This window comes from Allobosea sp. WAO (genome assembly GCF_001509835.1).
GTDB lineage: Bacteria > Pseudomonadota > Alphaproteobacteria > Rhizobiales > Beijerinckiaceae > Allobosea.
On sequence record NZ_JXTJ01000003.1, the window covers coordinates 600,956 to 612,330 of the forward strand.

Here is an 11,375-nt window from a genome sequence, read left to right on the forward strand (position 1 = left end):
TTTGGTGCAGATAAGATAGGTATCGGCGCCGGAGTGTGCAGGTTGAGCAGGCAGGATGCGGTGCGTGCCCTAAGGGGCCGGCTTCTCTGGTTCGTCGGCGATCCGTATGGCGTTGGCGCCGCTGCGCATCGCTATGTCGAGGACGGGCTGCTGGTGATTGCGGACGGGCTGATCCGGGCCGCCGGGGAGGCGCGGGCGCTGCTGCCGGCACTGCCCGCCGAGGTCGAGATCATCGATCATCGCCCGCATCTGATCATGCCGGGTTTCATTGACGCCCATATCCACATGCCGCAGACGCAGGTGATCGCCTCCTATGGGGCGCAATTGATGGAGTGGCTGAACAAGTACACCTTCGTCGAGGAGCAGAAGCTGGCGCAGCAGGGCCATGCCGAAAAGCTCTCGCGCTTCCTGCTCGACGAGCTCCTGGCGAGCGGCACGACGACTGCGGCGGTGTATTGCTCCGTGCACGAAAAATCGGCGGAGGCCTTCTTCGCCGAATCGCATCGCCGCAACACAAGGATGATCGCCGGCAAGGTGATGATGGACCGCAACGCGCCGGCGGCGCTGACCGACACGGCCGAAAGCGGCTATGCCGAGAGCAAGGCGCTGATCGGCCGCTGGCACGGCAAGGGCCGCCAGCTCTACGCGATCACGCCGCGTTTTGCGGTGACCTCCTCGCCCGAGCAGATGGCGGCCTCGCAGCGGCTCGTCGCGGAGCATCCGGGCTGCTTCGTCCAGACCCATATCAACGAGAACCGGGCCGAGATCGCCTTGGCGCGCGAGCTCTATCCCATGGCGGCCGACTACGCCGGCATCTACGAGGATTACGGCCTGCTGGGTCCTAAGAGCCTGCTCGGCCACTGCATCCATATGACCAAGCGCGAATGGCGCGCCTTCGCCGAGCACGGCGCGGTCGCGGTCTTCTGCCCGACCTCGAACCTCTTTCTCGGCTCCGGCCTGTTCGACTGGGACCGCGCCCGGCGCGAGGGCGTCAAGGTTGCGCTCGCCACCGATATCGGCGGCGGCACCTCCTATTCGATGCTGCGCACCATGGCCGAGGCCTACAAGATCCTGCAATTGCAGGGGCAGTCGCTCTCGGCCTTCGAGGCGCTGCACGCGATCACGCTGGGCAACGCGGTCGCGCTCGGCCTTGATCACCTGATCGGTTCGTTCGAGCCCGGCCGCGAAGCCGATATCGTGGTGCTCGATCCCGCCGCGACGCGGGCGATGGCGCACCGGCTCGAGACGGCGCGCGATCTTGCGGAGGAGCTCTTCGTGCTAGTCACCCTCGGCGACGAGCGCAATGTGGTCGCGACCTATGTGATGGGTGAGCTTGCATTCAGATGTTCAACGAATTGAAGAATTGTTGAACACCGGTTAATGTTCAACGGAATTGGAATTTGTTGAATACGAATGCTGGCAGCCACCTATCATTCGCCGATCGCGCATGCGGCCTATCATGACCTGCTGCGCTCGCTGCTGGACGAGGCAGTTTCGGCCGTGCGCGGGACGCCGACGCGCGTGGAGCGGAACGGACGCGTCTACTGGTACGATAGCTATCGCGTCGGCTCCGACGTCAGGAAATCCTACATCGGGGAGGACAGCGAAGGCCTGCGGCAACGCCTGGAGCGCATTCCGGCGCTGCGCGCGGAGATGGCGGCCGCAAGTTCCGCCCGGACGCGGCTGATCCGCATCCTGCGTGCCGAGGGCTTTCTCGGTGTCGATGCCGGCACCGGCAGCCTGCTGGCTGCGATGGCGAAGGCTGGCGTTTTTCGTCTTGGAGGCACCCTCGTCGGCACGATCGCCTTTCGCCTCTATGAGGGCGAGCTCGGCATCCGCTACGGCCTCGATCAGGCGGCGCAGACCAACGACATCGACGTCGCCAGCTTCGAGCGCCTGTCGCTCGCCCTCGGCGACGTGGTCGAGGAAGCGCTTCCGCGTCTGTTGGCGGGCTTTGCGTTCGAGCCTGCGCCGGTGCTCGACGAACGGCGGGCCTGGCGCTGGAAGCAGAGCCGCAGCGAGACCTTGGTCGAATTCCTGACGCCTGCCTTCTCGGAGCGCGAGGAGGCGCGGCCGCTGCAGGCGCTCGGCGTCCACGCCCAGTCGCTTCACTATCTGAACTATCTGATCGCCGAGCCCATAAAGGCGGCGATCACCTACCGCAGCGGCGTGCTGGTCCAGATACCGCGGCCAGAGCGCTTTGCCATTCACAAGCTGATCGTCTCGGACCGCCGGCAAGGCGGTCCCGACAGCCTCAAGGCTGTGAAGGATCGCCGCCAGGCGGCGATGCTGATCGATGTTCTCGCGCGCGATCGCCCGGACGAGCTGCGAGAAGCCTATGCCGATGCTCTGGGGCGGGGGCCGCGCTGGCGCGAGCGCCTCGCGGTCGCCATTGCTCGCATCGACGGACTTGAAAGGCGGCTGGCGACGCTATAGGCGCCGCTGCAGGCCGCTCAGCCCAGCACGCCCCCCTTGCGGGCGTGTTCGAGATAGATCTCGCGCAGGCGGAGCGTCGCCGGGCCGGGCGCGCCGTTGTGGATGCTGTGGCTGTCGATCGTGGTCACCGGCATCACCAGGCTGGTCGCGGAGGTGATGAAGGCCTCCTCGGCGTCGATTGCCTCGGCCAGCGTGAATTCGCGTTCCTCGAAGGTGAAGCCGCTTTCGGCGAGGAAGGCGAGCACCGCCTTGCGGGTGATGCCGGGCAGCACCTTGTTGGAGAGCGGGCGCGAGATCAGCGTCTTGCCCTTGACGATCCAGGCGGTCGAGGAAGCCCCTTCGGTGACGACACCGTCCTCGACCAGCCAGGCCTCCTGCGCGCCGTTCTCGGCGGCGAACTGCTTGGCGAGCACCGGCCCGAGCAGGTTGACGCTCTTGATGTCGCGGCGGGCCCAGCGCAGATCCAGCGTGCTGACGACCTTGATCCCGGTCTTGACCTGCGGCGTGTCGGCGAACTGGCGCGCCTGGGTGAACAGGACGATCGACGGTTTGATGTCCTTGGGGAAGGCGAAGTCGCGATCGGCGGCGCCGCGTGAGACCTGCAGATAGATCGAACCCTCGTCGAGCTTGTTGCGGGTGATCAGTTCCTGATGGATCGCGATCAGCTCGTCGCGGCTCCAGGCCAGCTTCAGGCCGATCTCGTTGCAGGAGCGTTCGAGCCGGATCAGGTGTGCCTCGCAATCGACGAGCTTGCCGCCAAGCACGGCCGAAACCTCGTAGATGCCGTCGCCGAAGATGAAGCCGCGGTCGAAGATCGAGATCGTGGCGTCTTCTTCTGGAAGAAAGGCGCCATTGACGTAGACGGTACGGCTCATCGCTCGGGTCTCTTGCTGGGTGGACAAAGGCGCACCTTTCCTATCCGAGCGGAGCAGGCGATGCGAGAGGGCAGGCCGTGTTGCCGCTCGGCGTCAGGCGCAGGGCGCGGCCGGTTCCCAAACCGCTCAGCACCGCAGCGCGGCGGCGATCAGGCGCTGCGTATAGGCCTGCTGCGGTGCCTCGAAGATCGCCTCGGTCGGCCCGCGCTCGACCACCCTGCCATCCTTCATCACCATGATCTCGTCGGACATAGCCCGGACCACGGCAAGGTCGTGGCTGATGAAGAGATAGGACAGGCCGTGCCGCGCCTGCAGCTGCTTGAGCAGGGCGACGATGCTGGCCTGGACGGTGCGGTCGAGCGCCGAGGTCGGCTCGTCGAGCACGACCAAGGCCGGGTGCAGGATCATGGCGCGGGCGATCGCGATGCGCTGGCGCTGACCGCCCGAGAATTCGTGCGGATAGCGATTGCGCAGGGCAGGATCGAGCGCGACTTCGGCGAGCGCTTCGGCGGCGCGCCGCTCCCGCTCGCCGCGCGACAGGCCGGGCTCGTGGACCAGCAGCCCTTCGGTGACGATCTCGCCGACGGTCAGCCGAGGCGAGAGCGAGCCGAACGGGTCCTGGAACACCGCCTGCAGGCTGCGGCGCAGCGGCCGCATCGCGGCCCGGTCGAGCCCGGTCAGCGCCCGGTCCTCGAAGCGCACCAGCCCGCCGGCCGGCACCAGCTTCAGGATCGCCCGGCCGAGCGTCGACTTGCCCGAGCCGGATTCGCCGACAATGCCGATGGTCTGGCCGCGGCGCAGCGTCAGATCGACGCCGTCGACGGCATGCAGCACGGCCTTTTCGCGCCGGAGGAAGCCGCGGCTGAGGTCGAAGCTCACGCGCAGTTCGCGGGCTTCGAGCAGCATGGGCGCACCGGCAGGAGGCGGAGCCTTGTGGCCGTGCGGCTCGGCCGCGAGCAGGGCACAGGTATACGGATGGGCCGGCGTCTCGAAGATCGTCGACGTCGCGCCGCTCTCGACGACCTCGCCCGCCTTCATCACATAGACGCGCTCGGCATATTTCCTGACGAGGCCGAGATCGTGGCTGATCAAGACCACCGCCATGCCGAGCCGCTGCCGGAGTTCGGCGATCAGCGCCAGGATCTCCGCCTCGATCGTGACGTCGAGCGCTGTCGTCGGCTCGTCGGCGATCAGGATGTCGGGATCGTTGGCGAGCGCCATGGCGATCATCACGCGCTGGCGCTGTCCGCCGGAGAGCTCATGCGGATAGGAATCGAGCCGCCGCTTTGGATGCGGGATCCGTACCAGCTTCAGCAGTTCGAGCGCCCGCGCCCGCGCCGCCTTGCGCGACAGGCCCTGATGCCGGCGCAGCGGCGCGGCCATCTGAGACCCGATCCGGAACAGCGGATCGAGCGAGGTCATCGGCTCCTGGAAGATCATCGCGAGCTTCCTGCCGCGATAGGCGTTGAGCCTGGCCGGGGAGAGGCCGAGTAGCTCGGTCCCGCGATAGCGGATCGAGCCGGAGGCCTCGCCATTGCTCGCGAGCAGCCCCATCGCCGCCATCACGCTCTGGCTCTTGCCGGAACCGGATTCGCCGACGATGGCGACGAACTCGCCGGCTCCGACATCGAGGTCGATGCCGCGCACCGCCTCGCACGGCCCGTCATTGGTGCGGAAGAGGACCTTGAGATCTCGAAAGGCGAGGACGGGTTCGCTCGCCATCTCAGCGATCTCTCGGGTCGAGCGCATCGCGCAGGCCGTCGCCGAGGAAGTTCAGCGCGAACAGCGTCGTCACCAGGAAGGCGGCGGGGAATGCCAGCATCCAGGGCGTCGCCTGGATCGCCCGCGCCCCGTCCGAGATCAGCACGCCCCAGCTCGTCATCGGCTCCTGGACGCCGAGGCCGAGGAAGGAGAGGAAGCTCTCGAGCAGGATCACCTTGGGCACCAGCAAGGTGACATAGACGATCACCGGGCCGAGCGTGTTCGGGATGACATGGCGCTTCAGGATGCCGCCGGTCGAGACGCCGAGCGCCTCGGCCGCCAGCACATATTCCTGGCGCTTGATCGAGAGCGTCTGGCCCCGGACGATCCGGGCCATGTCGAGCCACTCGATCGCGCCGACGGCGAGGAACATCAGGATGAAGTTCCGGCCGAAGAAGACCACCAGCAGGATCACGAAGAAGATGAACGGCAGCGCGTAGAGCACGTCGACGATGCGCATCATCAGCATGTCGATGCGCCCGCCGAGATAGCCGGCAGTGGCGCCATACGCGACGCCGATCACCAGCGCGACGCCGGTCGCGAGCAGTCCGATGGCCAGCGAGACCCGGCCGGCGATCAGGGTCCGGGTCAGGAGGTCGCGGCCATTGCTGTCGGTGCCGAACAGAAAATGCTGGCGCTTGATCGGTACGGCCAGCGCCAGCCGGCGGCCCTCCTGCTCGCTCGCGATGACGCGCGGCGTGCCGAACTGGTCGGAGCGGTCGAAATAGATGAGCAGGCGCTGGTCGATCGGCCTTTGCGCGCTCAGGACCAACCGGACCTCGTCGGTTCCCACGACGACCTCGCTCGGCGTCGCCCTTATGCGCGAGGCGATGCGCTGGACGGCGGCCGGCAGGGCCTCGGCCTTCGGGTAGGCCGAGAGGCTGGCGGGCACGCGGACATAGTCCTGATAGACCCGGTCGTAGGGGTGACCGGTGAACCAGGGTCCGAAGATGCAGGCCAGCGCCATCAGGGCCAGTACGACGAGGCTCGCGACCGCGGCGCGGTTGCGCAGCAGGCGGATGCGGGCATCCTGCCAGAGCGAGCGGCCGGCGGGCGGGGCGGGAAGGGGCACGACCGCGCTCATCGGCTCAATCCAGCCTGACGCGCGGGTCGAGCAGCGCGTAGAGGATGTCGACGACGAGGTTGAAGACGAGCACGAAGATGGCGACGACGACGACCGTGCCCATCACCAGCGTGTAGTCGCGATTGAGCGCGCCCTCGACGAAATAGCGCCCGATGCCGGGAATGCCGAAGATGGTTTCGACCACCACTGAGCCGGTGAGCAGGCTCGCCGCCGCCGGACCGAGATAGGAGATGACCGGCAGGGCGGCCCCGCGCCCGGCATGCAGGGCGATGGTCGTGCCCGACAGCCCCTGCGCCCGCAGGGTCCGGATATGGTTGGCACGCAGCGTCTCGATCATCGCCGCCCGGGTCATCCTGGCGATCACGGCGATCTGCGGCAGGGCCAGCGTCACGATCGGCAGCACGGTGTTGCGGAAGGCTCCGCCATTCCAGCCGCCGACCGGCAGCCAGGCCAGGCTCAGGCCGAAGACGATCTGCAAAACGGGCGCGACGACGAAGTTCGGAATGGTGATGCCGGCGGTGGCGAAACCCATCACCGCATGGTCGGCGCCGCCATTCTGTCGGAAGGCTGCGAGGGCGCCGAGCGGGCCGCCTATGGCGAGCGCGAGCAGCAGTGCCGAGGCGCCGAGCCGCATCGAGACCGGCAGGCCCTGCGCGAAGAGCTCGGCGATCGAGAAGTCGCGGAAATAGAAGGAAGGGCCGAAGTCGCCGCGCAGCAGGGCGCCAAGATAGGTCAGGTACTGGGCGTGAAGTGGCTGGTCGAGCTGGTAGATCCGCCGCAGGTTCTCCATCACCTTGGCCTCGAGCGGCTGTTCGAGGTCGAACGGCCCGCCCGGTGCGAGGCGCATCAGGAAGAACGAGAGCGTGACGATCACGAACAGGGTCGGGATCGCGGTGGCGAAGCGGCGCAGGATGTAGGTGAACACGGAGAGGGCCCTACGTCATGCTCGGGCTTGACCCGAGCATCTCATAATCGCTGGCGGTCGCCCGCTTCGGCTTGAGATGGCCGGGTCAAGTCCGGCCATGACGTGCTTCAGTCACGGCTTCAGGCTCATGAACCGCGTTGGCAGGGCGCCGCGCAGATTCTGCTGGAAGCCGACGAGCTTCGGCGAAACCAGGTTCTTCGAGGAATAGTACATCAGCGGGATCCACGGCATCTCGGTCGCGAGAATGCTGTCGGCCTCGCGCAACACCGCGGCGCGCTTGGCGAGGTCGAGTTCATTGGCGCCCTGCTGCAGCAGGGCATCGAATTTTGGATTGGCGTATTTGCCGGAGTTGAAGCCCTTATTGTCGCTGAGGAACAGGAACAGGAAGTTCTGCGGATCGGAATAGTCGCCGATCCAGCCATAGCGGGCGATGTCGAAATCGCCGCCGTCGCGCAGCAGCGCGAAATGTGTCTTGCCGTCGGTGTTGATGAAGCTGGTCTCGACGCCGAGCACCTTCCACTGTTCGGCGATGGCGATCATCGTGCGGCGGTTGTTGTCGGTGGTGTTGTAGCGCAGTTGCACCCGCAGCGGCATGCCGGGACCGTAGCCGGCGGCAGCGAGCAGGCGCTTGGCCTCCTCCTCGCGGTCGAGCGGCGAGACGCTCTTGAAATCAGCCTCGGCGCGTTCGCCGTAATTGCCGATATTCGGCGGGATCACGCCATAGGCCGGCAGCATGGTGCCGCCCCAGATCTCCTCGGCGATGAACTCCCGGTCGATCACCAGCGACAGCGCCCGGCGCACGCGCAGGTCGTCGAAGGGCTTCTTGGCGGTGTTCACGATCAGGAAATAGGTGCCGAGATAGGGCGCGACCTTGACCTGATTGCCGAGCTTCTCGCGCAGCTGCTGGATCTGGTCGGCCGGGATGTCGGTCGTCATGTGCAGCTCGCCCGCCTGGAAGCGGCGCGCGGCGGCGGCGAGGTCGGAGGCGGGATAGTACAGGATCGTGTCGATCTGCACGTTCGCCGCATCGTGGAAGCTCTTGTTCTTCTCCATCTTGATGTGGGAGTTCGGCACGAACTCCTTCAGCGTGTAGGCGCCATTGGAGACCCAGTTCTCCGGCTTGACGAAGTCCTTGCCGAATTTCTCGACGGAAGCCGGGTGCACCGGCAGGCCGGTCTGGTGGGTCAGCAGTTCCAGGAAATAGGGCGTCGGCCGCTCCAGGCCGATCTGCAGCGTCGTGTCGTCCAGCGCCTTGACGCCGAGCTCGTCCAGAGTGGCGCCTTCGCCTGATTTGTTGATCTTCTCGGCGTTGAGGATGGGGTACAGGATGTTGGCGTATTTCGCGCCGGTCGCGGGATTGACGATCCGTTTCAGCGAATAGACGAAGTCGCCGGCCTTGACCGGATCACCGTTCGACCATCTGGCGTTGGCGCGCAGCTTGAACGTGTAGCTCTTGCCGTCCTCGCTCATCGTCCAGCTTTCGGCGACGCCGGGCACGACCTCGCCGTTGATGTGGTGGATGACCAGCCCCTCGGAGAGGTCGCGCAGCAGGTGCGCTTCGCTGACCGTCGAGGTCTTGTGGGCGTCGAGCGTTTCGGGGTCGCCGTCATTGCCGCGGTGGAAGACGACCTGCCCCAGGGCGGCGGTGCCGAGGCCGCAGGCGAGGCCAGCGGCAAGGGCGAGAGGCCGCAGCCGGCGCAGGAACCGCCACTGACGCGTGAAGCTTTTCATGAGCGCTCTCCGAAGCTTAGCCGGACGGGCCCCTTTCCCGCTCGTGCGGGAAGTATGGGCCGATCCCAAGGCCGGAGCCAAGGAGGAAAACGGGGGCTTCAACCGTTCTTCGAGAAGTGCCCCGGCAGGTGCCGAAAAGGCCTCGCACTGCGGCTTGCGCTCGGTAGCAGACCGGGCGGGTGGACCCGCCCGGCTCGCTGTTCCCGTCTTCAGCCCTTCTGGCCGCGTCCCTGCGCCTCGACGACGGCGACGGCCGTCATGTTGACGACGCCGCGCGCCGTGACCGAGCCGGTCAGGATATGCACGGGCTTGGCCGCACCGATCAGGATCGGCCCGACCGGCAGCGCGTCGCCCAGCACCTTGGCGAACTGATAGGCGATGTTGGCCGCGTCCAGATTCGGGAAGACCAGGACGTTGGCGACGCCCTTCAGGCGCGAGGATGGCAGGACACGGTCGCGGATCGCCGCGACTAGCGCCGAATCGGCTTCCATCTCGCCGTCGCATTCGAGATCCGGCGCACGTTCGCGGATCAGCCCGAGCGCCTTGCGCATCTTCAGCGACGATGGCGTGTCGGCTGCGCCGAAATCCGAATGCGAGAGCAGGGCGATCTTCGGCGCGATGCCGAAGCGCTCGACATGGCCGGCTGCGAGCACCGTCATGTCGGCGATCTCTTCCGCCGTCGGATCGTGCTTCACATGGGTGTCGGTGAGGAAGAAGGCACCCTTGCTGGTGATGATCAAGGTCATCGCCGCGAGGTCGCAGACGCCGGGCTCGAGCCCGATGATGTCGCGGATATGGCGCAGCCGCGACAGGAAGCGGCCTTCGAGGCCGGTGATCATCGCGTCGGCCTCGCCGCGCACCACGGCGAGCGCCGCGATCACCGTATTGTTGGTGCGCACCAGCGAGCGGGCGGCTTCCGGCGTGATGCCGCGTCTTCCGGCTATGTCGAGATAGGTCTGGACGTAGTCGCGATAGCGCGGATCGTCTTCCGGGTTGATCAGCTCGAAGTCGACGCCTGGGCGGATCGTCAGCCCGAAGCGCTCGATGCGGGCCTCGACCACGCTTGGGCGGCCGATCAGGATCGGCGTAGCCAGGCCTTCCTCCAGCGCCACCTGCGCCGCGCGCAGCACGCGCTCGTCCTCGCCCTCGGCATAGACCACCCGCTTCGGGTCGGCCTTGGCCTTGGCGAAGAGCGGCTTCATCAGGAAGCCGGAGCGGAAGACGAAGCGCGACAGGTCCTCGCGATAGGCTTCGACGTCGATCAGCGGCTTCTTGGCTACGCCGGTGATCATCGCCGCCTCGGCGACGGCCGGTGCGATGCGCAGGATCAGGCGCGGATCGAACGGGTTCGGGATCAGCGAGGTCGCGCCGAAGGTCTGCGCCTCGCCGCCATAGGCCCGCGCAGCGATGTCGGAGGTCGCCTCGCGGGCGAGCGCCGCGATCGCGCGCACCGCGGCGAGTTTCATCGCCTCGTTGATCGTCGTCGCATGCACGTCGAGCGCGCCGCGGAAGATGTAGGGGAAGCAGAGGACGTTGTTGACCTGGTTCGGGTAGTCCGAGCGGCCCGTGCAGATCATCGCGTCCGGCCGCGCTGCCAGCGCGTCCTCGGGCGTGATCTCCGGATTGGGGTTGGCGAGCGCCAGGATCAGCGGCTTCGGCCCCATGCGCTTGGCCATGTCCGGCTTGAGCACGCCGGCGGCCGAGAGACCGAGGAAGACGTCGGCGTCGCCGATCACGTCGGAAAGCGTGCGGGCGTCGGTCTCCTGGGCGTAGACCTCCTTCCAGCGGTCCATCAGGGTGTTGCGGCCCTTGTGGACCACGCCTTCGAGGTCGGTGACCCAGATGTTCTTGCGCTGGGCGCCGAGCGAGACCAAGAGGTTGAGGCAGGCAAGGGCGGCAGCGCCAGCGCCGGAGACGACGATCTTGACGTCGCCGATCTTCTTGCCCGCAAGGTCGAGCCCGTTGAGGACGGCGGCGCCGACGATGATCGCCGTGCCGTGCTGGTCGTCATGGAAGACCGGGATGTTCATCCGGGCCTTGAGCTGCTCCTCGATCTCGAAGCATTCCGGGCCCTTGATGTCTTCCAGATTGATGCCGCCGAAGGTTGGCTCCAGCGCCGCGACGACCTCGACGAATTTCTCCAGATTGCGCTGGTCGACCTCGATGTCGAAGCAGTCGATACCCGCGAACTTCTTGAACAGGACGGCCTTGCCTTCCATCACCGGCTTGGAGGCCAGCGGGCCGATATCGCCGAGGCCGAGCACGGCGGTGCCGTCGGTGACGACCGCGACGAGGTTCTGGCGCGAGGTCAGTTCGGCGGCCTGGCTGGGATCGTCGACGATCGCCTCGCAGGCCGCGGCGACGCCCGGCGAATAGGCGAGCGCGAGGTCGCGCTGGTTGCCGAGCGGCTTGGTCGCCTGGATCTCGAGTTTCCCGGCCCGCGGCTGGCGATGATAGACGAGGGCGCCAGCGCGGAGATCCGCCGACAAGGTGCTCTTCATGTTTCCGATTCTCCAGGCGTTCGCCCGGCGCAACCGGCGCCGGTCCGCTCGGAGGTCGCCCG

The 11,375-nt window shown here is 66.8% G+C and carries 8 protein-coding genes; 2 read left to right on the forward strand and 6 right to left on the reverse strand.

The window, feature by feature from the left end; translation table 11 throughout:
- The first annotated feature begins 42 nt into the window (after window positions 1-42).
- Window positions 43-1,359, forward strand: a complete 1,317-nt coding sequence (gene guaD, locus DK26_RS04380) for a guanine deaminase (protein WP_210312227.1) — start codon at window positions 43-45, stop codon at window positions 1,357-1,359.
- A 54-nt stretch (window positions 1,360-1,413) separates the two neighbouring features.
- Window positions 1,414-2,436, forward strand: a complete 1,023-nt coding sequence (locus DK26_RS04385; RefSeq protein ID WP_066468623.1) for a GSU2403 family nucleotidyltransferase fold protein — start codon at window positions 1,414-1,416, stop codon at window positions 2,434-2,436.
- A gap of 17 nt (window positions 2,437-2,453) precedes the next feature.
- Here DK26_RS04385 and DK26_RS04390 read toward each other — a convergent pair whose 3' ends face one another.
- The 6 genes from DK26_RS04390 to DK26_RS04415 all read right to left on the reverse strand — a co-directional run bounded on the left by DK26_RS04390 (window position 2,454) and on the right by DK26_RS04415 (window position 11,313).
- Window positions 2,454-3,311, reverse strand: a complete 858-nt coding sequence (locus tag DK26_RS04390; protein WP_066468625.1) for a D-amino-acid transaminase — start codon at window positions 3,309-3,311, stop codon at window positions 2,454-2,456.
- 126 nt (window positions 3,312-3,437) lie between these two features.
- Window positions 3,438-5,033 carry an ABC transporter ATP-binding protein gene (locus tag DK26_RS04395; protein ID WP_066468627.1) on the reverse strand — a complete coding sequence of 532 codons (1,596 nt, stop codon included), beginning with the start codon at window positions 5,031-5,033 and terminating at the stop codon, window positions 3,438-3,440.
- Between the two features lies 1 nt (window position 5,034).
- The gene (locus DK26_RS04400; protein ID WP_066468629.1) at window positions 5,035-6,156 is read right to left on the reverse strand and encodes an ABC transporter permease subunit; all 1,122 of its coding nucleotides are present in this window, start codon (window positions 6,154-6,156) and stop codon (window positions 5,035-5,037) included.
- A gap of 4 nt (window positions 6,157-6,160) precedes the next feature.
- Window positions 6,161-7,081, reverse strand: coding sequence for an ABC transporter permease subunit (locus DK26_RS04405; RefSeq protein WP_066468631.1), 921 nt, complete (start codon window positions 7,079-7,081; stop codon window positions 6,161-6,163).
- 111 nt (window positions 7,082-7,192) lie between these two features.
- Window positions 7,193-8,812, reverse strand: a complete 1,620-nt coding sequence (locus DK26_RS04410) for a peptide ABC transporter substrate-binding protein (protein WP_066468636.1) — start codon at window positions 8,810-8,812, stop codon at window positions 7,193-7,195.
- Between the two features lie 209 nt (window positions 8,813-9,021).
- On the reverse strand, window positions 9,022-11,313 hold the full coding sequence (locus tag DK26_RS04415) for an NADP-dependent malic enzyme (protein WP_066468638.1): 2,292 nt from the start codon (window positions 11,311-11,313) through the stop codon (window positions 9,022-9,024).
- Window positions 11,314-11,375 lie beyond the last annotated feature (62 nt).

Coding starts and splice junctions, on each gene's coding strand:
- DK26_RS04395 (WP_066468627.1), bottom strand. CDS start 5,033: ATGGCGAGCGAACCCGTCCTCGCCTTTCGAGATCTCAAGGTCCTCTTC.
- DK26_RS04385 (WP_066468623.1), top strand. CDS start 1,414: ATGCTGGCAGCCACCTATCATTCGCCGATCGCGCATGCGGCCTATCAT.
- DK26_RS04400 (WP_066468629.1), bottom strand. CDS start 6,156: ATGAGCGCGGTCGTGCCCCTTCCCGCCCCGCCCGCCGGCCGCTCGCTC.
- DK26_RS04390 (WP_066468625.1), bottom strand. CDS start 3,311: ATGAGCCGTACCGTCTACGTCAATGGCGCCTTTCTTCCAGAAGAAGAC.
- DK26_RS04415 (WP_066468638.1), bottom strand. CDS start 11,313: ATGAAGAGCACCTTGTCGGCGGATCTCCGCGCTGGCGCCCTCGTCTAT.
- DK26_RS04410 (WP_066468636.1), bottom strand. CDS start 8,812: ATGAAAAGCTTCACGCGTCAGTGGCGGTTCCTGCGCCGGCTGCGGCCT.